The 23,190-nt window shown below is 65.3% G+C and carries 20 protein-coding genes; 12 read left to right on the top strand and 8 right to left on the bottom strand.

Annotated elements, in window-relative coordinates; genetic code table 11:
• Positions 1–63 precede the first annotated feature (63 nt).
• From J2X57_RS16900 to J2X57_RS16875, 6 genes are all read left to right on the top strand, one after another.
• Positions 64–1,203 carry a chemotaxis response regulator protein-glutamate methylesterase gene (locus tag J2X57_RS16900; RefSeq protein WP_036114835.1) on the top strand — a complete coding sequence of 380 codons (1,140 nt, stop codon included), beginning with the start codon at positions 64–66 and terminating at the stop codon, positions 1,201–1,203.
• A 16-nt stretch (positions 1,204–1,219) separates the two neighbouring features.
• The gene (locus J2X57_RS16895) at positions 1,220–2,401 is read left to right on the top strand and encodes a methyl-accepting chemotaxis protein (RefSeq protein WP_036114832.1); all 1,182 of its coding nucleotides are present in this window, start codon (positions 1,220–1,222) and stop codon (positions 2,399–2,401) included.
• Positions 2,402–2,412: 11 nt separating this feature from the next.
• Positions 2,413–2,718: an STAS domain-containing protein gene (locus tag J2X57_RS16890; protein ID WP_176167735.1), complete on the top strand. Its 306-nt coding sequence runs from the start codon at positions 2,413–2,415 to the stop codon at positions 2,716–2,718.
• A 386-nt stretch (positions 2,719–3,104) separates the two neighbouring features.
• On the top strand, positions 3,105–4,694 hold the full coding sequence (locus J2X57_RS16885; protein WP_309868894.1) for a collagen-like triple helix repeat-containing protein: 1,590 nt from the start codon (positions 3,105–3,107) through the stop codon (positions 4,692–4,694).
• Positions 4,695–4,776: 82 nt separating this feature from the next.
• Positions 4,777–6,438, top strand: a complete 1,662-nt coding sequence (locus J2X57_RS16880; protein ID WP_197062369.1) for a ShlB/FhaC/HecB family hemolysin secretion/activation protein — start codon at positions 4,777–4,779, stop codon at positions 6,436–6,438.
• Between the two features lie 98 nt (positions 6,439–6,536).
• A complete protein-coding gene (locus J2X57_RS16875; RefSeq protein WP_309868892.1) occupies positions 6,537–7,643 on the top strand; it encodes a catalase family protein in 1,107 nt (368 codons plus the stop codon).
• Positions 7,644–7,646: 3 nt separating this feature from the next.
• Here J2X57_RS16875 and phbB read toward each other — a convergent pair whose 3' ends face one another.
• Together phbB and gluQRS are read right to left on the bottom strand one after the other, a co-directional pair.
• Positions 7,647–8,387 (bottom strand): acetoacetyl-CoA reductase, encoded by a 741-nt coding sequence (gene phbB / locus J2X57_RS16870; protein ID WP_036118085.1) that lies wholly within the window; start codon positions 8,385–8,387, stop codon positions 7,647–7,649.
• A gap of 57 nt (positions 8,388–8,444) precedes the next feature.
• Positions 8,445–9,332, bottom strand: a complete 888-nt coding sequence (gene gluQRS, locus J2X57_RS16865; RefSeq protein WP_309868891.1) for a tRNA glutamyl-Q(34) synthetase GluQRS — start codon at positions 9,330–9,332, stop codon at positions 8,445–8,447.
• 192 nt (positions 9,333–9,524) lie between these two features.
• Here gluQRS and htpX point away from each other — a divergent pair, with 192 nt between their 5' ends.
• The 5 genes from htpX (at position 9,525) to J2X57_RS16840 (ending at position 16,033) form a co-directional block, all read left to right on the top strand.
• Complete coding sequence (gene htpX / locus J2X57_RS16860) at positions 9,525–10,415, top strand: protease HtpX (RefSeq protein WP_036114822.1); 891 nt, start codon at positions 9,525–9,527, stop codon at positions 10,413–10,415.
• Between the two features lie 65 nt (positions 10,416–10,480).
• The gene (gene htpG, locus J2X57_RS16855) at positions 10,481–12,349 is read left to right on the top strand and encodes a molecular chaperone HtpG (RefSeq protein ID WP_239708994.1); all 1,869 of its coding nucleotides are present in this window, start codon (positions 10,481–10,483) and stop codon (positions 12,347–12,349) included.
• Positions 12,350–12,473: 124 nt separating this feature from the next.
• Positions 12,474–13,379 carry an AEC family transporter gene (locus J2X57_RS16850; protein ID WP_197062371.1) on the top strand — a complete coding sequence of 302 codons (906 nt, stop codon included), beginning with the start codon at positions 12,474–12,476 and terminating at the stop codon, positions 13,377–13,379.
• Between the two features lie 39 nt (positions 13,380–13,418).
• The gene (locus J2X57_RS16845; protein ID WP_309868889.1) at positions 13,419–13,817 is read left to right on the top strand and encodes a S4 domain-containing protein; all 399 of its coding nucleotides are present in this window, start codon (positions 13,419–13,421) and stop codon (positions 13,815–13,817) included.
• A gap of 380 nt (positions 13,818–14,197) precedes the next feature.
• Positions 14,198–16,033, top strand: coding sequence for a hypothetical protein (locus J2X57_RS16840; protein WP_309868887.1), 1,836 nt, complete (start codon positions 14,198–14,200; stop codon positions 16,031–16,033).
• Between the two features lie 182 nt (positions 16,034–16,215).
• Here the strand turns inward: J2X57_RS16840 and mutS are convergent, their stop codons facing one another.
• Positions 16,216–18,801, bottom strand: coding sequence for a DNA mismatch repair protein MutS (gene mutS / locus J2X57_RS16835; protein ID WP_036114809.1), 2,586 nt, complete (start codon positions 18,799–18,801; stop codon positions 16,216–16,218).
• A gap of 176 nt (positions 18,802–18,977) precedes the next feature.
• Here mutS and J2X57_RS16830 point away from each other — a divergent pair, with 176 nt between their 5' ends.
• Positions 18,978–19,772, top strand: a complete 795-nt coding sequence (locus J2X57_RS16830; protein WP_309868885.1) for a lysozyme inhibitor LprI family protein — start codon at positions 18,978–18,980, stop codon at positions 19,770–19,772.
• A 65-nt stretch (positions 19,773–19,837) separates the two neighbouring features.
• Here J2X57_RS16830 and J2X57_RS16825 read toward each other — a convergent pair whose 3' ends face one another.
• Genes J2X57_RS16825 through J2X57_RS16805 form a run of 5 tightly spaced genes read right to left on the bottom strand, consistent with a single transcriptional unit; the run spans position 19,838 to position 22,919 of the window.
• Entirely contained in the window at positions 19,838–20,203 is a 366-nt protein-coding gene (locus J2X57_RS16825) for a hypothetical protein (RefSeq protein WP_036114807.1), read from the bottom strand.
• A gap of 37 nt (positions 20,204–20,240) precedes the next feature.
• Positions 20,241–20,663 (bottom strand): roadblock/LC7 domain-containing protein, encoded by a 423-nt coding sequence (locus J2X57_RS16820; RefSeq protein ID WP_043693017.1) that lies wholly within the window; start codon positions 20,661–20,663, stop codon positions 20,241–20,243.
• Complete coding sequence (locus J2X57_RS16815; RefSeq protein ID WP_036114803.1) at positions 20,660–21,220, bottom strand: hypothetical protein; 561 nt, start codon at positions 21,218–21,220, stop codon at positions 20,660–20,662. Before J2X57_RS16815 ends, J2X57_RS16820 begins: the two co-directional genes overlap by 4 nt.
• Complete coding sequence (locus tag J2X57_RS16810) at positions 21,217–22,164, bottom strand: hypothetical protein (protein WP_309868881.1); 948 nt, start codon at positions 22,162–22,164, stop codon at positions 21,217–21,219. The genes J2X57_RS16815 and J2X57_RS16810 overlap by 4 nt, the downstream gene beginning before the upstream one ends.
• On the bottom strand, positions 22,161–22,919 hold the full coding sequence (locus J2X57_RS16805) for a PAS domain-containing protein (protein WP_309868879.1): 759 nt from the start codon (positions 22,917–22,919) through the stop codon (positions 22,161–22,163). The genes J2X57_RS16810 and J2X57_RS16805 overlap by 4 nt, the downstream gene beginning before the upstream one ends.
• Positions 22,920–23,190: the final 271 nt, after the last annotated feature.

Below are 23,190 nucleotides of genomic sequence, written 5' to 3'. Positions count from 1 at the left end.
AAGACATTCAGTACCGGTCGGTCCACCGACAGGGACGTTACGCCACCCGAGTTGCCAGAGCCCATGCAGAAAGTACGCGTTCTCATCGTCGACGATTCGGCCCTGGTGCGTAAGGTGCTGTCGACCATGCTCGAGTCCGATCCGGGCATCGAGGTGGTCGGTACCGCCGCGGACCCGCTGATCGCGCGTGAGAAGATCAAGCAGCTCAATCCCGACGTGCTCACGCTCGACGTCGAGATGCCGCGCATGGATGGCCTGACCTTCCTCGAAAACCTGATGCGCCTGCGTCCGATGCCGGTGGTGATGGTGTCGACGCTGACCGAGAAGGGCGCGGACGTCACGCTGCGCGCGCTCGAACTCGGTGCCATCGACTTCTTCACCAAGCCGTCGGCGGACCTCGCCAACACCTTCATGGAGCACGCGCCGGAGATCTGCGCCAAGGTTCGCCTTGCCGCCGGCGCCAAGCCGCGCGAGCGCTCCGAGGTGATGCAGCTGGATCATCCGCGCCACGAACCGCGTCACGACGCCGCTCGCCTCGAAGTGCCGCCGCGCCTTTCCGCCGACGCGGTGCTGCCGCGCGCGCAGACCGCCGGCAGCCGTGGCGGCACGCGCATCATCGCCATCGGTGCCTCCACCGGCGGTACCGAAGCCATTCGTGTGGTGCTCGCGGCCATGCCGCCGACCGCACCACCCATCGTCATTACCCAGCACATCCCGGCAGCGTTCAGCGGTCCGTTCGCCGCGCGCATGGATACCTGCTCGGCGATGCGCGTGTGCGAGGCCCGCGACGGGCAGCCGATCCAGCCAGGCCACGCGTACATCGCGCCGGGCAGCCAGCACCTCCTCGTGATGTGGGACGGAGCCAGGCACGTGTGTCGTCTGCACGACGGCCCCCCGGTCAATCGCCACAAGCCGGCGGTCGACGTGCTGTTCCGCTCCATGGCCGCCAGCGTCGGCGCCGCCACCATCGGCGTGCTGCTGACCGGCATGGGCGATGACGGTGCACGCGGCCTCGGTGAACTCAAAGAAATCGGCGCACCCACGCTGGTCCAGGACGAAGCCAGTTCGGTCGTCTGGGGCATGCCGGGTGCCGCCTGGAAAGCCGGTGCCGCCAGCGAGATGCTGCCGCTGGACGCCATCGCCGCGCGCTTGCTCGCGCTCGCCCAAACCCCCGTTTCCGCCGCCGCGCGCGTCGGCACCTGAAGAACGAGACGTCATCATGGTCAATCCCAAGAACGAACGCAGCATCGGCTTCATCGCCAGTGCCATCGCCCTGGTCACCGTCCTGGTGTTCCACGCCGCCTGGGTCGCCCCGGTCGTCGTGGCGCTGCTGACGGCCACCTGGATCGCGATCAGCCTCGTGCCCGCACCGCTGCCCGACGTCGAGGTCGTGCTCAGCTCGACGGCATCCAACGACGAAGCGTCCGTGCGCGAAGCGATGGAAGACGTTCGCAGCGCCATCGTCGACGAGCTCGGTCACGCCAGCCGCGAACTCCATCAGGCACTCGACCTGGTCCGCGACGCGGTCGCCGAACTGGGCGGCGGCTTCAACGGCCTGTCGCACAAGACCGGCAAGCAGCAGAAGCTGCTCAGCCAGATCATCGAAAGCGGCGGCCAGGGCATCTCGGTGCAGGACTTCGCCGATCGCACCGCCGGACTGCTCGAGCATTTCGTCGGCCTGATCGTCCAGCTGTCGCGCGAGAGCCTGCGCATCGTCTACCGCATCGATGGCATGGCGAAGGAAATGGACGCCGTGTTCGCGCTGCTGAAGAACGTCAACACGATCGCCGAAGAGACCAACCTGCTGGCGCTGAACGCGGCCATCGAAGCGGCACGTGCCGGTGAGTCCGGCCGCGGCTTCGCGGTGGTGGCCGGCGAGATCCGCAACCTCGCCCAGCACAGCAACCAGTTCAACGAAAAGATCGGTACCCACGTGGAGCGTTCGCGCACCGCGATGGAACAGCTGCGCGAGCTGGTCGGCCACATGGCCTCGCAGGACATGAACGTGGCGCTGTCGGCCAAGGGCGACATCGACCAGATGATGTCGACCATCACCGAGTCCAACCAGCGCACCAGCGCCGCGGCGGACGAGGCGGCCATGATCAACCGCGGCCTCGGCACGGACGTCTCGACGACCATCCGCTCCCTGCAGTTCGAGGATATCCTCAGCCAGCTGCTGCACCAGACGCGCTCGCGTCTTGTCGAGCTGCAGGAAATCACCGCCGACTGCACGCGTGACATCGAAGAACTCGCCTGCGCGCCGTCCGATCCGTCCGAGCTCGGCGCCCGCGCTCAGCGCGTCCGCTCGCGACTGGCCGAGCAGCGTGAGCGCGCCCGCCTGCGTGCCCGCGGCCCCGCCCTCCAGCAGTCGATGGCTGCCGGCGACATCGACCTGTTCTGAGGGAAGACACCATGGCCATCAACGTCCACAACGATACCGATCACGGCTGCCTGACCCTGCACCTGGGCGAGCGCTTCGACTTCTCCATCCATCGTGCCTTCCACGATGCCTGCCTGGGCGACGTGGCAGCGGCCCGCAGCTACGTGCTGGACCTCGAGCAGGTCACCAGCATGGACAGCTCCGCGCTGGGCATGCTGATGCTTCTGCGCGAGCACGCCGGCGGCGACCGCGCCGAGATCCGCATCGTCAACGCCGGTGCCGACCTGCGTAATACGCTGCGCATCGCTGGCTTCGATAAGCTTTTCACCGTGCACTAAAAGCGGCTCAAAGACCGGCTTCGGTTTCACGGAAACGCCCTGGCTTGCCGGGGCGTTTTTTTGTGGCCCGGTGAATTGCGACGCGAAGCCGAGCCCGACGAAGAACACGTCGCTTCCCCCATCCGCCAGCCGATTTTCCGACGGAAAAAACAGCAGTTACCCGAATTTCGCGTTTCGCTCGATCCAGTGCGCCGTCGCTTTGACGCCCGTCAACATTTGGCCGAAATAGCGTTGAAGATGCCCGTTTATCCGCCAATTTTGCGTATTTCAGCGCAGGGCCTGCGAGTCTCATGAATTCACCGGCTGTGACGTGGGTCACATTCGATGTTCAGCTCCCACATGGCAGGGGGCGCTACCCAGAGCGCTGTGCGCTCGAGGAGTGAATCATGAGCGAGCACAAATTCAGCAAGGTTCTTACCCGTACTTTCTTCGTCAGCTGCCTGCTCGCAGGCGCGGTGTCGATGACGGCATGCAGCGGTCATGGTTCGACGCGTTCCGGCGGCGGGTCGGGTACCAGTGTCAATCCGAGCGGGCAAGGTGGAACCGGCGGTGGCGGCGATAACGGTGGCGGCACGGGAGGTACCGGCGGCACCGGCGACAACGGCGGCGGTACGGGTGGCGCAGGCACCGGGGGTATCGGCGGTGGTGGAGCGGGCGGCGGCGGAGCGGGCGGCACCGGCGGCACCGGCGGCACCGGTGGCGGCGATGGTGGAGGTACCGGCGGTGGCACCGGCGGCGGAACCGGTGGCGGTGGCGGTGGCGATGGCGGCGGAACGGGTGGCGGCGGTACGGTTCCTCCTCCGGTCGTTCGCACCACCGCGGGCACCGCGGCGTCGGGGCTTGGCGGCATCATTGCCGCCATCGGCAACACGGTGTCGGACGTCGGTTCGACCATTCCCGGCGTGAGCGTCCTGGGTGGCACCACGGGCCTCACCGACGGTCTGGGTAACGCTGTCGATGGCCTTGGTGGAGCGGTTACCACTTTGGGCAACGGCGTGACCAGCGGTCTCGGTCAGATCGGCAATACCTCGGATCCGGTCGGTACCACCACGGATACGCTGGGCAACGTCGTGACCCAGGTGGGCGGCGCGGTGAACGATCTGGGTGGCGGTGTCAGCACGGTGGGCGCGGGCACGCCGATCACCCCGATCACGGCGGCGGTCGGCACGGCGGTCTCAATGGTCGGCACGGGCGTCGAGCAGCTCGGTTCGTCGCTGGGTGGCGCGCTCAATTCCAACTCGGCCAATGGGCTGACGCAAACGCTCAGCAATGTCGTCACGCCGGTTGCGATGGCTTTGGGTGACAGCGCGTCGCCGATCAACTCGGGCAACCTGGTCGCGGCGGTCGGTACGGGCGGCGGCAATCTTGTCAGTGGCACGAGCACGGGCGTCAGCGCCCTGGGCGCCAGTATCGCCGCGGTGCAGGCACCGGGCGCGGCCGGTGGCCTCACCACGACAGCGGGAACGGCGGTACAGAACGTGGGAGCGGCGCTGGCTCCGATCGGCAGCGGGCTTTCCAACGGCCTGGGCAAGGCGGGCACTGGCGCAGGCGACACGGTCGGCACGACGCTCGCGGGTGTGACCAGTGGCGTATCCGGCGTGGGCGCCACGGTCTCCGGTCTCGGCACCGGCGCGCTCGCTCCGCTGGCACCGGTTACCACGGGTCTGGGCAATACGGTCACCGCCGTCGGCAACGGCGCCACGGCAGCGGTCTCTGGCGGCGGTGCATTGTCAGGCGTGACCGGCGGCGTCAGCACGGTCGTCAACACCGTGGCCGCGGCCACTGGCGTGGGTGCCACCGCAGGTGGCGGCTCGACGGGTTCGGCAGGCCTCGGCAATGCGCTGGCCGGTGTGACCAATACCGTGGGCAGCTCGGTCGGCGGTCTGGTCGGTGGCCTCACCGGTGGCGCTTTGCAGAACAACAACGACAACCCGAAGCTCGGCCTCAAAGGCCTGCTGGGTGGTGGCAACCGCTGAAAACTGAAAGCGTGGGAAAAACGGGCGGCGCACACGCGCCGCCCGTTGTCGTAGCAACATGGAAAAAATCAGGGGAAAGTCCATGAATCGATGGTTCGGGTGCCTTCTTGGCATGACCGTCGTGTGTTCCGCGCAAGGGCAGGTCCGCGCCCCTGCCAATCCGTTGCAGACCCTTCCCCGAACGGAAGCGCCGAAGCAGGCGCCCGTGAAGGTCAACGTGGAAGCGCCCACGCAGGCTATGGAAGCTCTGCTCGCCAGCCACCTGACACCGACGCGTTTCGACGTGACCGGTGTCAGGTCCATTCCGTTCGCGAAAGTCGCGGCGGAATTCGCGCCCATGCGTGGCAAGGACACCTCGGTGCGCGAACTGATCGCCGCGGCCGACCGTGTCACGGCGATGTACAAGCAGGCCGGCTACGCGTTGTCGTTCGCCTTCGTGCCGAACCAGAGCTTCGCCGGCGGCGTCGTGCACATCGCCGTGGTCGAAGGCTACGTCTCCGAAGTCAGCGTGACCGGCGACACCGGCAACATGGATTCACGCGTCCGGGCCATCGCATCGCACGTCGTCGGCGAGCGTCCGCTGCGGCAGGAGACCTTCGAGCGCTATACCCAGTTGCTCGGGCAACTGCCCGGGCTCACGGTCGGTGCCAACGTCCCCCCGCCGACGACGACGGATGGCGCGACGAAGCTCGAGCTCGTCGCCAAACGCCAGCGCTACGACGTCAACTACGGTATGGACTTCAACCATCCTGGCGCGCAGGGTGTCTTTACCCTGCTGGAAAACGGAGCGACACCGCTCGGTGAGCAGCTCAGCCTGTCCACGCTGTTCCCGAACGGGGGAGGGCAGCGACTCTATTCGCTCGGTTATATGGAGCCGTTCGGCTCGGAAGGCTGGCAGGGCAAGATCGATGCGACCCGCTATTGGGGCTCCCCCGACACCGATAACCAGTTGCCGGCGTATCTTGATCACCGGCTGACGCAGGATCGTCTGGCGCTCTCCACCGTCTACCCCATCGTGCTGACCAATACCCGGCGGCTGAGCCTCACCATGGGCATTTATGCGTCCAGACAGGACGACCGTTATCGCAACACGGACAATGGTGCGATGGTGGCGCTGCAGTCCAGCATCCGGGTACTTAATGCGGAACTGGCATGGCTTCAGGCAGGCACGCAGCGTACCGGGCAGTTCAGCATTGCGGCGGCGCATGGCTTCGCCGGCATGGGTGCGTACTCGCGTGCGGTAAGCAACAACGGACCGCTGGCGATATCCACCCCCGACGTCAGCTTCACCCGCTACACCATGAACTTCGCCTGGTCGGAGCAGTGGAAACACAAGTTCGGTACCGTGGTTCGCGGGACCGGCCAGTACAGCGACAACGCCTTGCCCTCGACCGAGCAGATCAACTTCGGCGGCCCGAGTTACGCCTATGCCTACGACCCGGGCGATGCCGCGGGGGACAGCGGCTGGGCGGCGTCGGCCGAGGTCAATCGCGGCTTTGTCTCCGGTACGAAGTGGATCAAGTCCGTGGTGCCTTATCTGGTCTACCAGACCGCTCGCGTCTACCTCAATGGCTCACGTCCGCTGATCGACAAGCTGGATTCGGCGGCCGTTGGCGTGCGCGTGTCGGACAACAAGCACTACTCCCTGGATTTCGCTCTGGCCAGGCCGACGGGCGACCGTCCCCCGGAAAGCGACGACCGCGAGACCCGGTGGAACCTCACCTTCAGCTACAAGCTGATGTAGCAGCGGCGGGCGCCTTCACGTGGCGTGCCTCGTGCCGACCGGACGTTCACAGCGGCGGCGGCACGATCCACCGACGCCACCTGACCGGAAGCCGCCCTATGCCCCTCTCGTTGACCCCGCCGCCGATCCTTTTCGACGAATCGCTCGAGCACATCGAGGCGGATGAGCCGGAGACCGCGGAGCAGCTCGTCGAGACACTGACGAAGATCAACCAGACCACGCTGGAGCACGAGAAGCACGCGTTCCGCTCGGTGCACGCGAAAAGCCATGGGTTGCTCACCGGTGAGCTGATCGTCCCGGACGATCTCCCCGTGGAACTGGCGCAGGGCATTTTTTCGAAGCCCGGACGGTATCCGCTGGTCATGCGCCTTTCCACGGTGCCGGGCGACATCCTCGACGACAGCGTTTCGACGCCCCGCGGCATGGCGATCAAGATCCTGGGTGTCGAAGGCGAACGTCTTCCCGGCAGTGTCGGCGACGCCACGCAGGACTTCGTCATGGTCAATGGCCCGGCGTTCTCCGCGCCAAACGCGAAGAAGTTCGCCGGCACGCTGAAGCTCGTGGCTGCCACGACCGATCGTGCCGAGGGCGCGAAAAAAGCCTTGTCAGCCGTGTTGCGCGGTACCGAGCGCGTGATCGAGGCCTTTGGCGGCAAGAGTTCCACGCTGCTTGCCCTGGGCGGTCAGCCGGAAACCCATCCGCTGGGCGACACCTACTACAGCCAGGCGCCGATTCGTTTCGGCGACTACGTGGTGAAGGTGTCGGTCGCGCCGCACTCACCGAACCTGACCGCGCTCACGGGTGCGGAGCTCAACGTCAACGGCAAGCCCAACGGCCTGCGTGACGCGATGGTCGAGCACTTCGCCCGCGAAGGCGGTGAGTGGGATCTGCGCGTCCAGTTCTGTACCGATGCCGAGAGCATGCCGATCGAGGACGCCTCGGTGGCCTGGTCGGAAGAAAAGAGCCCGTACATCGACGTGGCGCGCATCGTGCTTCAGCCACAGGAGGCATGGAACCAAGTGCGCCAGCAGGCGATCGACGACGGTCTGTCTTTCAGTCCGTGGCATGGCGTGGCCGCACATCGCCCACTGGGTTCGGTGATGCGTGCCAGGCGTGTGGCGTACATGGTGATGTCGAAGTTTCGTGCGCACCACAATCACCGCACCATCGGTGAGCCGAACTCGCTGGACGACCTCGGGCTCTAGGACTTACCAGCCCATGTAATGGCCGCCGTTGATCGCGAGATTGGATCCGGTGATCCAGCCGGATTCTTCCGAGGTAAGGAACGCCACGGCGTGGGCGATCTCTTCGGGGCGGCCCAGCCGTCCCACGGGGATCTGCGCAACGATCTTGGCGCGGATGTCTTCCGGCACGGCCATGACCATGTCGGTGCCCACGTAACCCGGCGACACCGTGTTGACCGTGATACCGAAGCGCGCGTTTTCCTGTGCCAGCGAGATGGTGAAACCGTGCATGCCGGCCTTGGCCGCGGCGTAGTTGGCCTGGCCGTACTGGCCTTTCTGGCCATTGATCGAGCTGATCTGCACGATACGGCCCCACTGACGCGAGCGCATGCCTTCGATCACCGGGCGGGTGACGTTGAAGCAGGCATTGAGGTTGGTGTTCACCACCTCGGTCCACTGCTGGTAGTCCATCTTGTGGAAGGTGGTGTCGCGGGTAATGCCGGCATTGTTGATCAGGATCTCGACCGGACCGGCCAGCGCTTCGACCTCGCGGACCATGGCTTCGGCGGTGTGCGGCTCGGAGACGTCCCCGGGCACCATGACCACGTCGATGCCGTCGCGGATCATGTCCTCGCGCCAGGCGGCGGCACGGGCTTCGTCGCGGTAATTGGTCGCCACGCGATGACCCTGACGGGCAAGGTAGCGCACGAGCGCCGTACCGATGCCGCCGGTGCCTCCGGTGACCAGGGCCGTGCGTTGCGTGATCCCTTGCTTCATTTCTGACCTGTTTCGATGGTGGCCCGTTTTGCGGGCAAACGACTTTTATAGCGTCGGGGCGGGGGTAAGACTACTGCGGCGAAGCGACGCAGGCGAAAATCCATCGAGCGCATCGCGCAGGATCCGCTCCGGACGGGTGGCCGCGGAGCGGATGTCCACGCCCAGCCACGCCAGGGCGCGGCGCAGGGCGGGCAGCGGATCCCCGGCATCGACCGGAAGGGAGGCTGCGGACTTCGACAGTTTGCGGCCTTCCGCGTCGAGCACCAGGGGCAAATGCAGATAATCCGGTGTGGGCAGGCCCAGCAGGCACTGGAGATGAATCTGCCGGGCCGTCGAGTCGAGCAGGTCGGCGCCACGAACGACCTGGGTGATGCCCTGGTCGCCGTCGTCCACGACGCAGGCCAGCTGATACGACCAGAGCCCCTCCACACGGCGGATCACGAAGTCGCCCGCCGTTTCCCGGAGGTTTTCGCGCTGGGGTCCCTGGAGGTCGTCGTGCCACGTGACGGTCCGGTCGGGCGTGCGCAGGCGCCACGCGGGCGGGCGTGACGGGTCCGGCGGCGCGATGCAACGTCCGTCCCGATGAATGCCTCCGTGGATGGCCAGGTCGGCACGGCTGCACCAGCAGGGGAAGACCCGATCGGCCGCCTGCAGGCGTGCGAAGGCGGACTCATACAGATCGTTCCGGCGCGACTGGTACGCCGGGGCTTCGTCGGCGATCAGGCCGAACCCCTCCAGCGTGGCGAGGATCGACATGGCCGATCCGGGAATCTCGCGTGGCGGATCGATGTCCTCTACGCGCACCAGCCAGTCACCGCCCGCGCGCCGCGCCATCAGCCAGCTACCCACGGCTGCGACCAGCGAGCCGAAATGCAGGGCGCCGGTGGGAGAGGGAGCGAAGCGTCCCCGGTAGCGTGGAGGGTTCGATGACACGAAAAGTTGAGCAGTTTCTCAAGGCGTGCGGGACGCGGATGACTCAGTGTAGGCGATGACGCCGCCGACGAACCCGCGTCAGGGCGCGGCCCGGCTGAACGCGGCGCATGCGGGCATTGAATCGTTCAGCGTCTGCCCCGAAAACTTCGCCAGGGCGGCGCCACACAGCCAGCCGTCATAAGAGAGAAACCCATGTTCAAACGCATCGCTCTTTTCGTTGCCACCAACCTCGCCGTCATCCTTCTGCTGATGTGCGTGACCCATGTGCTGGGTATCGACCAGTGGGCCGCGCAGCGCGGTATGGGTATCGGCGGCCTGATCGTCTTCGCCTCCGTCTTCGGCATGGGCGGCGCCTTCATTTCGCTGGCCATCTCCAAGTGGACCGCGAAGATGAGCACCGGTGCCAGGGTGATCACGCAGCCGGCCAACGAGACCGAGCGCTGGCTCGTCGAGACCGTCCGCCGTCACGCCGAGAAAGCCGGTATCGGCATGCCGGAGGTGGCGGTCTACGACGCCCCGGAGATGAACGCCTTCGCCACGGGCATGAGCCGCAACAACGCCCTGGTGGCGGTCAGCAGCGGTCTGCTCCAGCAGATGGACCGCGAGCAGGTCTCGGCCGTGCTCGGCCACGAGATCGGGCACGTCGCCAACGGTGACATGGTCACCCTCACCCTGATCCAGGGCGTCCTGAATACGCTGGTGATCGTGCTGGCCCGGATCGTCGGCCGCGTGGTCGACAGCTGGATGAGCGGCGGCCGCGAGCGCGACGGGGAGGGCGGCATCGGGTATTTCGTCGTGGTCATGGTGCTGCAGATCGTCTTCGGCCTGTTCGCCTCGATGATCGTCATGTGGTTCTCCCGCTGGCGCGAATTCCGCGCCGATGCCGCCGGCGCCAGCCTGGCGGGGCGCGCGTCGATGGTTTCGGCCTTGCAGCGCCTGTCCGGCAACCATGGCGATACCTCCCTGCCGCAGACGATCCAGGCCTTCGGCATCTCCGGCCATCTGGCCTCGGGCTTCAAGCGGCTGTTCATGAGCCACCCGCCGATCGAGGAGCGGATCGCGGCACTGCAGAGGGCGGCCTAACCTTTTTTCCTCACGGAGCCGCCCCCATAATCCGCTGCCAGTCCATCCCATGAAGGAACGGCATCGTGAGCCAGGAAACCCGTAAGTTCGAAGCCGAGGTCGCCCAGGTCCTGCATCTGGTCACCCACTCCCTTTACTCGCACAAGGAAATCTTCCTTCGCGAGCTGATCTCAAACGCCTCCGACGCCTGCGACAAACTGCGTTTCGAGGCCTTGGCGCAGCCCGACCTGAGCGCCGACGACGCGGACCTGCGCATCCAGATCACCTGGGATCCGGATGCCCGCACCATCAGCATCCGCGACAACGGCATCGGTATGAGCAAGGATGAGGTGGTCGCCAACATCGGCACCATCGCGAGCTCCGGCACCCGTCGCTACCTTGAAGCCCTCTCCGGCGAGCAGAAAGCCGACGCGCGCCTGATCGGCCAGTTCGGCGTCGGTTTCTACTCCGCCTTCGTCGTGGCCGACAAGGTCACGGTGATCACCCGCCGCGCGGGGGCCGCGGACGTCGAAGGCGTGCGCTGGGAGAGCGACGGCAAGGGCGAGTACGTGCTCGAGGACATGACGGTCTCCGAGCGCGGCACCACCGTCGTGCTGCACCTGAAGGCGGATGAGGACGAATTCCTCAAGGCCTGGCAGCTGCGCTCGCTGGTCACCAAGTATTCCGACCACGTGGCGTTCCCGATCAGGATGCCCGTCGAAAAGGACGGCAAGCCGGACCCGACCGAGTGGACCACGATCAACTCGGCGTCCGCGCTGTGGTCGCGCCCGAAGAGCGAGATCACGGACGAGGAATACCAGAACTTCTACAAGGCCCTGGGCCACGACTTCAACGACGCGCTGGCCTGGACGCATAACCGCGTCGAGGGCAGCCAGAGCTTCACCACGCTGCTCTACGTGCCGGAACAGCCGCCGTTCGACCTCATGGGCGGTGGCGGTCGCGAAGAGCCGAAGGGTCTCAAGCTGTACATCAAGCGCGTCTTCATCATGGACGCTGCCAAAGAACTCCTGCCCACCTACCTGCGCTTCGTGCGCGGTGTGGTCGACGCCGACGATCTGCCGCTGAACGTCAGCCGCGAGATCCTGCAGCAGAACCGTCAGCTGGAGCGCATCAAAGCGGCCTGCACCAAGCGTGTGCTCGATCTGCTAGAGAAGATTTCGCGCGACGAACCGGAGAAGTTCGCCACGTTCCTCGCCGGTTTCGGCAATACGCTCAAGGAAGGCATCGTCGAAGACACCGCCAACCGCGACCGCATCGCCAAGTTGCTGCGCTTTGCCTCGACCAAGGGCGAGGGCTCGGCCAAGACGGTATCGTTCGACGAGTACATCAACCGCGCCGCGGTCGGTCAGGACACCATCTGGTACGTCACCGCCGATAGCTACGCCGCCGCCGCCGGCAGCCCGCAGCTGGAGGCGCTGAAGTCGAAGGACATCGAAGTCCTGCTGATGTTCGACCGCGTCGACGAGTGGATGCTCGGCTACCTCACCGAGTACGACGGCAAGCGCCTGCGCAACGTGGCCAAGGGCGAGTTCCCGCTGGACGAGGCCGACAAGGCGAAGCAGGAGGCCGCCAGCGAAGCCGCCGCGCCGCTGATCGATCGCGCCAAGGCGCTGCTCGGCGACCGCGTCGGCGACGTCCGTGTGTCCGCACGTCTTACCGATTCGCCGTCGTGCCTCGCGCTCGCCGACTTCGACCTCGCCCCGCATCTGGCTCGTCTGCTTCGCGAAGCAGGGCAGGACGTGCCGGAATCCAAGCCCGTGCTCGAACTCAACCCCGAGCATCCGCTGGTGAAGCGTCTCGCCGCGGAAGCCGATGACACCCGGGCGGCCGATCTCGCCGGGTTGCTGCTCGAGCAGGCCGAGATCACCGCCGGTGCGCAGCTGTCCGACCCCGCCGCCTTCGTGCAGCGGATGAACCGGGTGCTGCTGGGCTAGAGGCGCCGAAGAATGTAGGAGCGCGCCTGCGCGCGACACACCTGGCGACCACGTGCCGATGGTGAGCCGTGTCGCGCGCGAGGCGCTCCTACATCTGACGGGGCGGGCTGCTATCGTTCGCCCCATGTCAGCCTTGCTCATCCTCTTCGTCTGTCTGGCGCTCGGCATCCTCTGCCGGCGTTACGCCAACCTGCCCGAGGGGATGGTTCCCGGTATCAACTGGTGGGTGCTGAACGTCGCGCTGCCAGCGCTGGTTCTCGCGCTGGTACCGCATGTGACGGTCGATGCGCACCTGTGGTTTCCGGTGGTCGGGATGTACGTCACCTTCTTCGGTGCATGGGCGCTTTTCGCGCTGCTTGGCCGGGTCCTGGGCTGGTCGGCGCAGCGGATCGGCTGCCTCACGCTGGTGAGCGGCCTGGGCAACACCTCGTTCATGGGCTATCCGTTGATGGAAGCCCTGCACGGTAAGCCGGGTCTGTCGATCGCGGTCATCGCCGATCAGTTGGGCTGCTTCCCCTTGCTGGCAGCGGGCGGCATCGTGGTCGCGTCGATCTACTCCGGCAAGGGTGCGAGTGTTCCGACTATCGTCCGGCGGGTACTGACTTTTCCGGCCTTTCTGGCCTTGCTCGTGGGTATCGTCGTGAGCGTGTCTGGGGGCTGGCCGTCGGCGATCGAGAAGGTTCTTCTGCAAGTCGGTCAGACCCTGACGCCGCTGGCGCTCTTCTCCGTCGGCTTGCAGTTCAAGCTGCACCTGCGCAGGGAGGAGGCCGGGCCTCTCGCCGCCAGCCTCGGCTGGAAGCTGCTGCTGGCGCCGTTGATCGTCCTGAGTATCGGCCTCGCCGTTGGCGTAAGCGGCCTGATACTCACCGTGGGCGTGCTGCAGGCAGCCATGGCTCCGATGATTTCGGCGGCGATTCTCGCCGACCAGCACGGACTGGAGCCGCGTCTGGCGAACACCGTCCTGGGCGCAGGCATTCTGCTGTCACTCGTGACCATTCCGCTGGGCAACCTGTTTCTCCCCGCCGGCTGACCGCTTGGATTTCGGGCGGGCCGTCCGCACACTCTTCGCATGACCGATCAGACCAGTTCCGCAGGTGTGCGTGCCGATGTGTGGCTGTGGGCCGCGCGCTTCTTCAAGACCCGCAGCCTGGCCAAGCGGGCGATTGAAGGCGGGAAGGTTGAGCTCAATGAGGGCACCTGCAAGCCCGCCAAGCTAGTGGCCGTCGGCGACACGTTCAAGATCACCCGCGGGGAAGAACGCCTGACCTGCATCGTCGCCGCGTTGTCGGGCAAACGCGGACCCGCACCAGAGGCGCGCAAGCTCTATACGGAAACCGACGAAAGCGTTGCCGAACGCGAACGTCAGCGCGAGGATCGCCGCCTCACCGGCGGTGCGTTGCTGCGCCCGGACTCGCGCCCTGACAAGCATGCACGGCGCTTGATCCAGGACCTGAAGAAAACCCTGTAAATACCGTTCCCATCGGTCATGGCAGGGTGATAGGGCGGCGGAAAAAACTTCGATGAGCCTTGACTGACCTCTGGGATCGGCGCCGCTTGTTCCCGTGACCCTTTCAGTGTCCAATCGGCGGATGCCGGCTGGCAGGATCATTTTCAGGGAACAAGGACAGCATGATGTTTTACGGTCTACGCGAGCGATCCCCTCGATCCATCGCTTCAACGTGCCTATCGGGCGTGGCGGCGCTAGTTTTTCTGTCACTCTGTCCTGCCGTGCGGGCCGCGGACACGTGTGAGTCCACGTTCAAGTCCTCCGGAAGTCTGTTTTCCGGGAAGGTTTTCGAGGCACATTCGATCGCTCCTGGCGTCACGGCGCAGGGCGCAGTCGCGCAGATGAAGGCCGTCGCACCGAGCGAGGACTTTGAAGTCGGCCAGGATACGCTGACCGGATCGACTGCCACGCTTGCTCTCACCAACAAGGCGCAGGCCAATGCGCGAGGATTTCCTGTCGAGTTTTCAGCTGATGACAAGGGGCAACTCGTACTGAAGGCCAGTCTGCCCGCCGGGATGGGGGCCAGTGAAAAGGACATGCGCGCGTCAATGTGCGGCATTCTTGCGCGGGTAAAGTCCGGCGGATCACAGCCGTCCGTCGCGGCTGCAGGCATTTCCGGCGCACCTGCGCTACAAAGTGGATCGGGCGCGTTACCCGACCCCATTTCCCCAGAGGATTCCACACGCCTCTGCGAGGCGAACTTCACAGACGAAACCGATGTGGTGGGTGGAACCCGTTCCGTCTTCGGTACGTGGACATTGACCTCATCCGGAGAAGACGCACGACAAGCTCTGGCTCGTCTCAAGGCGTTCCTCGGCAAGACCCCGGACGCGCGCATGGTGCGGGAGGAGTATCGCGGCAAGAAGGGCGCCATGGACATTGCGCTCACTAGTGCCGCCTACGTTCGCTCGACGATCATGAATGTGCCCGATGTCAGGCCGTTTCCCGTGCGAGTGGAGTTCGATGGCGACATGGGGGCGGCATCTCTCGTGCTTCGTACGTTCTCGAAGCAGCAAGGGTCGCGTGACGTGCTTCGCACTGCGGCTTGCGCCATGGTGGCAGCCGCAGTGGCTGGTGCCGCGCCTTCATCACCCAGCCGCACCGGGAGTGCCTCGCGGTTCCGGAACCCGTTCAAGCAGGCCGAAGATCCTGCGATGGCGAAACGCACGGACGACCTGAAACGCCGCAACGATGGTATCGAAGCGCTTTTCGTGCGTGCGATCCATGCCGGCAAGGCGTTTGTCGCTGTGCCATCCCTGTTCGTATCCAAGAAATACCAGGCCATGGGAGTCGACAAGCTCAGGGAAGAACAACTGGTCAATTACTGGATCGACCTCACGGCTACGACTGAGTGGCGTCGTACGGATGATCCGGCCGATGTACTGCGTACGGGCTCCATGTCGAGCATGATCGAGCAGGGCTTGCATGGGTTTGCGTACAGGTACCCGGGCGGCAGCGGCAACTCGGAGTATGGCCTGTTTATCGTGGATCCCGGCACCTATGACTTGAAAGGCACCAGCGCAGAGTTTCGCCGTTCGCCCATGCCGGACATGTCGGGGAAGGCTGCTTCGGCGAGGTCGCCGTTGGGCACGGCATCGTTTGTGTCCACGCAGGATACCGAGTACTACAAGACCCAGGTGTGGCAGAGCGCCACGTATCAAAACGGCAGTTATACCGGCACCTATTGCGCCCTCATGGATGCCACGACGGGCGGATGCGCCGGCTTCGACGTCGGCACCCGAAGCTATTCGAAGCAGGCGACCGCAGGGGGATACCAGACCGTGCTGCGCGACAAGCAAGTCAGCGGGCTGCTGGTCACGACGCAGCTGTTGCATCCGTTTGCGTCGTTCCGGGTCGGCAAGGGCGATGTGGTTTATGTCGACGGTTTTGTCGTGGACGGCGCCAGTGTCGTCATCGATCACGACGCATGCAGGCAGTCCGATGGCGACATGGCGACCTGCGCCCTGAAGTCGTTCAACCTGTTGCGTATCCCCGCCACGGCTGAGCATGTTGCGGAATGGCAACGAAGCGGTTTGCTTGCTCCATCGCTGGCTGACCTGCTCCGCGCGGCGAAGCCGGCCAGGCTGACGCTCGGTGCCGGCGTTAGCGCCCTGCCTCAGAAGCCAGGTACGTTCGAGTCCGGTTGGGCGACGCGCTACGCTCTGGAAGGCAGGTAGATAAAAACCGCCCCCCGAATTCCAACCCCGGGCTGCTGACTCGGGATGGGAGCGGGGGGCGTCACGGAGCCGAAGATGGAGAGTCGTAAGACTCCGTGAAATGGAACGACCCCACTATAAGAACAGACGTCGCTTAGTGGAATTCGATTGTTCAGATCGATCCCATAGGGTCCTTCAATGGTTCAGCGCAGCATTTTCCGCAGCCTGTAAAGCTGATCCAGCGCCTCCCTGGGTGTGAGGTCATCCGGATCGACCGCCCGCAGTGCCTCCTCGACCGGCGACGGCAACGGAGGCGCGAATAACCCCATCTGCGGCGCCGCGGCAGGCGGTGTCGCGACGGCCGCCGTGACCTCGTGGCCCTGCTCGAGCGCAGCCAGATAACGACGCGCGTCCGCGATCACGGCCTTGGGCAAACCTGCCAGCGCGGCCACCTGCAATCCGAAACTTCGATTGGCCGGGCCATCCTTCACCGTGTGCATGAAGACCAGCTGCTCGCCGTATTCGACCGCGTCGAGATGCACGTTGGCGATCGTGCGGTAATCGCCGGCCAGTTCCGTGAGCTCGAAGTAGTGCGTGGCGAACAGCGTGTACGCACAACTCGTCGCCGCAAGATGCACAGCTGCCGCGCGCGCGAGCGACAAGCCATCGTACGTGCTGGTACCGCGACCCACTTCGTCCATCAGTACGAGGCTGCACTCGGTTGCGTTATGCAGGATGTTAGCGGTCTCGCTCATCTCGACCATGAAGGTCGACTGGCCTCGCGACAGGTCGTCACCCGCGCCGATACGCGTGAAGATGCGATCGATCGGTCCGATCGTCGCGCCCGACGCGGGCACGTAACTGCCGACGTGCGCGAGCAGGACGATCAGCGCGTTCTGGCGCATGTAGGTCGACTTACCGCCCATGTTCGGGCCGGTGATCACGAGCATGCGACGATCGCTGTCCAGTGCGAGGTCATTCGGCTCGAAAGGCTCGTCGCGCACCTTCTCCACGACGGGATGGCGGCCGCGGTCGATGCGGATGCCGGGCACGTCGGTGAGTTCGGGCGCGGCCCAGTCGAGCGTCTCCGCACGATCGGCGAGGTCCGCCAGTACGTCCAGTTCAGCCATCGCCGAGGCGGCGATCTTCAGTTCCGGCAGGCGTTCGGTGAGCTTGTCGAGCAGCAGTTCGTACAGGGCTCGCTCGCGCATCAGCGACCGTTCCTTTGCCGACAGCACCTTGTCTTCGAACTGCTTCAGTTCTTCGGTGATGTAGCGCTCGGCGTTCTTTGTCGTTTGCCGCCGCGTGTAGTGCTGTGGCGCCTTCTCGGACTGCGCCTTGGAGATTTCGATGTAATAGCCGTGTACGCGGTTGTAGCCGACCTTCAGCGTGGCGATGCCGCTGGCCGCTTTCTCGCGCTCCTCCATGTCGACGAGGAACTGGTCGGCATTGGTGGAGAGCTGGCGCAGTTCGTCGAGTTCGTCGTCATAGCCTTCGGCGAGCACGCCGCCGTCGCGCAGGAGCACCGGCGGTTGCGCGATCACCGCACGGGCGAGCAGTGCCGCGGTTTCCGCGTGGTCGCCGATACGCTCGACCAGACTGTGCAGCAAGGGGCTGTCCAGGCCGGCGATGTCTTCGCGCAATGCCGGTGCGGCAGCCAGGCCGTCGCGTAAGGTGGACAGATCGCGCGGACGCGCGGAACGCAGTGCCACGCGCGCCAGGATGCGCTCGAGGTCGCCGATACCGCGAAGGCGTTCGCGCAGCGTCGCATGACGGCGCGTATCGATCAGGCTCCCGATCGCCTGATGGCGTCCGCGCAGGACGGTGCGATCGCGCAGCGGACGATTGAGCCAGCGACGCAGCAGACGCGCACCCATCGGCGTCACCGTCTCGTCGAGCACGCCGAGCAGCGTGTTCTCGACGCGGCCGCTCTGGTGCGTGTCGATTTCCAGGTTACGGCGCGTGGCGGCGTCCATGGCGATCGTCTCGCCCGCGTTTTCCACGGCCATGCCGGTGAGATGGGGCAGGGCGGCCTTCTGGGTTTCTTCGACGTAGCCGAGCAGACAACCCGCGGCGGCAACGGCAAGCGGCATACCGTCGACGCCGAAGCCACGCAGGTCGCGCGTTCTGAAGAAGCGGCAGAGCTCACGCGTGGCGGCATCCCCGTCGAAATGCCACGGCTGGCGCTTGCGCAGGCCCGGCAGCGAGGAGACCAGCTTCGGCCATGCGACGTCCTCACCGACCAGCGTTTCGGCCGGCTGCAGGCGTGCGAGTTCGGCGGCAAGACCTTCGGCGCTGCCCACTTCGGTCAGCAGAAAACGCCCGGTCGACAGGTCGACCCATGCCAGGCCATAGCCTGTCTGGCCAGCGGCGATGGACAGCAGCAGATTGTCGCGGCGCTCTTCCATCAACGCCGCATCGGTCACGGTACCCGGGGTGACGATGCGGACGACCTCGCGCTTCACGGGCCCCTTGGAGGTGGCCGGATCGCCGATCTGTTCGCACAGCGCCACGGACTCACCCAGCCTGACCAGACGCGCCAGGTAATTCTCGACCGCGTGATAGGGCACGCCGGCCATCGGAATGGGGGCGCCCGCCGACTGGCCGCGCTGCGTCAGGGTGATATCGAGCAGCCGCGCCGCCTTGCGGGCGTCGTCGTAGAACAGCTCGTAGAAGTCGCCCATCCGGAAGAACAGCAGGATGTCCGGATACTCCGCCTTCGCACCGAGGTACTGGCGCATGAAGGGCGTATGCCCGGCGGCCGAGCGGTCGTCGTCTGGTAAAGCCATGATTTTCCGAGGAGTTGCGATGGGGCAGGGCGCCTGTGACGGCGCGCTGGCCGTGCATGATACCGCCCGGCGCGATTCTCTACAGATCACGCGCTGAGTTAGGATTCCGGTCGCTCGACGTCGCGAGGTGTGGACTCAGCGCTGGGTCGTGGCGGAGCGCAAACAAGGAGAAGTGAATGAGCAGGATTCTGATCGGGTGCTTATTGCTGCTGTTCGTCGGCAGTGCGGTAGCGGAGCAGGTACGAAACCCCTATCTGCCCACCCAGGGCGGAGTCACGGAGGGCTATACCGCTTGTCTCCTTGCCGCCGGCAAAGGCGACCACAACGTCTGCCTGGCGTCGGAATTTGACCATCATCAGGCCACGCTGGATATCGAATATTCGGTACTTTTCAGCAAACTCGACCCGGCGGCCCAGCAAGCACTGGATGCCGAGCAGAAGCGGTGGGTAGCCGACCGGGCGAAGAGCTGCGGGGTCGCGGACACACCCGAGGGCGTTGCGAAGAACGCATGCGCGGTCAGCCAGACGCTACAGCGTGCTCATGTCATTGACGGGCGGCTCAACGCTTTCGGACCCGGTGACGCGTCGGTGGTGGGAAAGTGGGGATACCGCAGCCGATGCGACATGGGTCATTTCGTCGAATTCGCGGCTACGCAGCAGGGAACCGACGTCAAAGGCACCTGGTCGGACGGCACGGATACCGGGGGTGACGACGGTGAGTTCAGCGGCGCGTGGCGCAGTGGTCGCTTGTATGTTCGCTTTTGCGCCAACGCGGCAGAGCGAGGCGGCTATCCCGTTTGCCCCGCATATGGCAATGAAGATGCTTACTTCGTGCCGGAGGCCGGCAAGCTTGTCTGGTATCGCTCGAGTGGACCGGCATCCGACCACGTCTTCACGAAGTATGTCTCGCTGATTCGCAAGCCGCAGAACGGTGAGATACCGTTCGACATGCACTGTTCGTCATCGAACTAGGCGACGACGAAGCATCTCTGGCGCGCCCGGAACGCCGGGGGCGCCAGAGGCCACGCATCGCTACATCAGATCGCGACAGCCGCCGACACGTCAGCCGTACGGCGACGCGCCAGCGCCAGATTCGACTTGGCGCGGTCGAGCACCACGTACAGGAACAGGCCCGGGTACTTCGCGACCGGATTGATCACGTGGTACTGCTTTTCCAGCGTGATCAGCATGTCTTCGATCGCTTCCTTGATGCCCAGCGACTGCATCGTCTTCATCTTCGCGCGGACCACTTCGGTGTTACCGGCGGCGGCGATGTCGAGGTCGAAGGTGCCGGTGTTGCCTGCGGTGCCGAGGCACATGCCGCTGTTGGAGTCGACCAGCGCGGCGCAGACGGCGCCATCGGTGGTCATCAGTTCGGCGAGCGATTCTTGCAGAGTAGCCATGGTGTTTCCCCTTGTTTGTGTTCGTAGGTTGTTCCGGTCAGGGCCGGAGCGATTCGCGGATCTGGGTGGCGCATTCGCGGATAGCCCACAGGCTGCTGCCCAGGAGCACGTCCGCGCGGGCGACGAGTGCGAGTACGTAGTCGCTTCGTTCGCCACGGATGGAAACGACCTGCATCTGCCGGTCGCTGAACTGGAGGCTGATGATTTCCAGCCCGCCCGCATCGATCTGCGCGCCGGCCGCTTCACCCAGCGCGCAAAGCGAGCTCATCACGGCCGCGACGCGGTTCTGCATGGTCTCGTCCAGCGCACCCGAGAAGGCCGATGGAAACCCGTCAGCCGTGGCCAGCATCGCCCCTTCGGCTCCATTGATCCGTTCGATCATCACCGACAGGAACTGCTCGAGCACGAAACGCTGGGTACGGGACAACGACGACATCGGCGCAGCAAATGAGGTGTTCATGGGGCGAGTTCCAGGGCAGCGCCGTCCGTGCGGCCTTCCAGCTGCACGAACAGTACGTCGAGAAGCAGGTGGACGTCTGCGCGCTGGCGCACGTCTACGGAAAAAACCGGGGTGGTGTAACCGCGGGAGGCGAGATGTTCGATGAAGTCGTCCGTCGGGACGGCACCGGGCACGTCACCGCGACCCACACCGAGCACGGCTCGCTGATCGCGCAGCAGGTGCCCGAAAGCCTCCAGGAACGGGTCGAGGGCGGCCAGTGCGTCGGGCGCCGCGGCGTCGGCCAGCAGGACCGCCCCCAGCGCGCCCTTGCCGACCATGGGCCACATGAAGGAGAAGCGGGTCTGTCCGGGCACGCCATAGAGGCGCAACAGACCGCCGCCTTCGATCACCACTTCGCCGTAGTCCAGAGCGACCGTGGTCGACGCCTTGGCATGCGCCTCCCGATCCGTATTGCGCACCTCGGTGACGACCGGTGGCTTGCTGCTGATCGCGGTAATCGCGGTCGTCTTGCCAGCCCCCATGGGACCGATGAAGACGAGCTTGTAATCCTTGCTCATCGGCTCGCTTCCTTCATACCCAGGGCGCGGCGGATCGCACCGACCGCCGCGTACAGGCGGCTCGGTGCGGGTGCGACGACCGGGGGCGGTGTGTCGTCGATGTCGGCGGTGACCTCCAGCCATCCGCACAGTCGGCAGCCGGCGAGGAAGACGAGGAGATCGTCGCGATCTTTCGAAAAGGTCGTGAGCAGGGCATGCAGCGAGGTCGGGTGACGGGTCAGGCGGGACGCCACATGAAGAAAGGTGTCGCGTCGCTCGAGCGAACCGAAGTCCGGCCAGCGCCGCAGCTTGAGGCGGCGGTCGCCGGGAATGCCCAGCGCGTCGGGTTGCCAGTTGCCGGTCAGCGCCAGCGCCCACAACACGTGCGCGAGCGATGAGCGTACGGCCGTCGACGGCGGAATGCCGCGTGGCACGCTGGACAGCATCACCTGACCCTCGCCAAGTACTTCGGCGAGGCGACCTACGGCCGACGGCGCCAGCCAGGCGCAGCGATTGGCCGGGTCGAGCAGCGCGGTCGGGCCCGATGCCGTAGACACGTGGACCATGCGGTCGCGCGTTTCCGCTCGTGCCACTTCGTCCAGCCAGCGATCGAGCGGGCTGGGAGGAAGGGCGGCGGTCATGTGAGGCGAATTCGCGGCGGCGGGCAGGTCGCGCACCGGCGTGCGAAGCAGCGACATCACATCGGACATCTGGCTGATGTTGGGCCAGCGATCCAGAAAGATGGCGGGAACCGACGAGGCGCGACGCGGACCCGCGATGACACAGCGCGGGCCGCCACGGACGGCGGGCGGGAGGTCGCCCAGGCTCACCGCGAAGAACACGTCGCATTTCTCACGTGGCGCGGTGTGCCATGTGATGCCCGCCAGACGGAGTCCCGCACGTAGCAACATGGCGTCGCCCAGCGGCATGGGGCCGAAGGCGATGGCAAGGGTGGCCTCGCTCATGCGGCCCCCGTACCGACCAGGGTGCGATCGCGACGCTCGCGGACGATACCCACGAGCCAGCGCACCTCGTTGTGATCGTCCGACACCGGCGAGACGTAAAGCTCGTTATCGAACGCTTCGCCATTCTTGCGGTAATTGCGGACCACGACCTGGGTGGCCTGCTTGAGTGCGATCGCACGACGCAGCGCCGAAATCGCCTGGGGATCCGAATCCGGACCCTGCAGGAAGCGGCAGTTGCGCCCGATACACTCCGCGGCTGTGTAGCCGGTCAGCTGTTCGAAGCGACGGTTGACGAAAGCGATGGGCTGATCGACCGCCTGTGCGTCGACCATGATGACGCCCGCACCGATCGCCTCGAGCGTGCTCTGCAGATCGCTGAGACGCCCACGGCTGACGCCGAAAAGACTGACATCCATGACGCTGATGACGCGGAACCGCTCGCCCCGCTGAGTGACGGTACGCGCCTGGAAGAGAAGAAATTTCTCAATCGCGCCATCGCGGCGAAGCTGGCCTTCGGTGCTCAGCTCCGCACTGTCGATATCCAGCAAGGGGGCGGCCTGGGGCAGCATGAGGGTGGCCGGCATGCGAAGGCGCAGCTCCGCGCCGAGCAGGTCCTTTTCAGTGATGCCCAGCCGATCAGCGAAATCACCGGCCGTCTGTACGACCCGACCCGATGCGTCGGTGATGCAGAGGCCGAGCCGGGTGGCCCGTAATCCCTCACGAAGAAGCGCGTTCTCTGCTTCCAGATAGTCCATGACTCGCGTAACCCCTGTCCGGCGTGCGATTGGATCGATTTAGGCAATTTTGCCGAATTTTACTACTTAAGTGTGACTTAGTGCACATATACGGCCGTCGCTCCCGCGACTTGAGGACGCAAATGTGAAGACGCCCCCAGTGGGGGCGTCTGATTTCGTCTGCTATGCGCGGCCACTGGGCGCGACTGGTCAACCCAGTCGTGCCATTTATGTGCATTCTGAGGTACGAGTGGATGGCGTGCTGTTACCGGCATCCGCTTATTGAAAATCG

Source organism: Luteibacter sp. 1214, from assembly GCF_031455395.1.
In the GTDB taxonomy this organism is placed as follows: Bacteria; Pseudomonadota; Gammaproteobacteria; order Xanthomonadales; family Rhodanobacteraceae; genus Luteibacter; species Luteibacter mycovicinus.
Note: the sequence above shows the minus strand (reverse complement) of the source record. Positions and strands in the feature narration are given on the sequence as shown.

Bases quoted from the DNA above. Each gene is read 5' to 3' on its own strand.
- J2X57_RS16900 (WP_036114835.1), top strand. From the start codon at position 64: ATGCAGAAAGTACGCGTTCTCATCGTCGACGATTCGGCCCTGGTGCGT.
- J2X57_RS16895 (WP_036114832.1), top strand. From the start codon at position 1,220: ATGGTCAATCCCAAGAACGAACGCAGCATCGGCTTCATCGCCAGTGCC.
- J2X57_RS16890 (WP_176167735.1), top strand. From the start codon at position 2,413: ATGGCCATCAACGTCCACAACGATACCGATCACGGCTGCCTGACCCTG.
- J2X57_RS16885 (WP_309868894.1), top strand. From the start codon at position 3,105: ATGAGCGAGCACAAATTCAGCAAGGTTCTTACCCGTACTTTCTTCGTC.
- J2X57_RS16880 (WP_197062369.1), top strand. From the start codon at position 4,777: ATGAATCGATGGTTCGGGTGCCTTCTTGGCATGACCGTCGTGTGTTCC.
- J2X57_RS16875 (WP_309868892.1), top strand. From the start codon at position 6,537: ATGCCCCTCTCGTTGACCCCGCCGCCGATCCTTTTCGACGAATCGCTC.
- htpX (WP_036114822.1), top strand. From the start codon at position 9,525: ATGTTCAAACGCATCGCTCTTTTCGTTGCCACCAACCTCGCCGTCATC.
- J2X57_RS16850 (WP_197062371.1), top strand. From the start codon at position 12,474: ATGTCAGCCTTGCTCATCCTCTTCGTCTGTCTGGCGCTCGGCATCCTC.
- J2X57_RS16845 (WP_309868889.1), top strand. From the start codon at position 13,419: ATGACCGATCAGACCAGTTCCGCAGGTGTGCGTGCCGATGTGTGGCTG.
- J2X57_RS16840 (WP_309868887.1), top strand. From the start codon at position 14,198: ATGAAGGCCGTCGCACCGAGCGAGGACTTTGAAGTCGGCCAGGATACG.
- mutS (WP_036114809.1), bottom strand. From the start codon at position 18,801: ATGGCTTTACCAGACGACGACCGCTCGGCCGCCGGGCATACGCCCTTC.
- J2X57_RS16830 (WP_309868885.1), top strand. From the start codon at position 18,978: ATGAGCAGGATTCTGATCGGGTGCTTATTGCTGCTGTTCGTCGGCAGT.
- J2X57_RS16825 (WP_036114807.1), bottom strand. From the start codon at position 20,203: ATGGCTACTCTGCAAGAATCGCTCGCCGAACTGATGACCACCGATGGC.
- J2X57_RS16820 (WP_043693017.1), bottom strand. From the start codon at position 20,663: ATGAACACCTCATTTGCTGCGCCGATGTCGTCGTTGTCCCGTACCCAG.
- J2X57_RS16815 (WP_036114803.1), bottom strand. From the start codon at position 21,220: ATGAGCAAGGATTACAAGCTCGTCTTCATCGGTCCCATGGGGGCTGGC.
- J2X57_RS16810 (WP_309868881.1), bottom strand. From the start codon at position 22,164: ATGAGCGAGGCCACCCTTGCCATCGCCTTCGGCCCCATGCCGCTGGGC.
- J2X57_RS16805 (WP_309868879.1), bottom strand. From the start codon at position 22,919: ATGGACTATCTGGAAGCAGAGAACGCGCTTCTTCGTGAGGGATTACGG.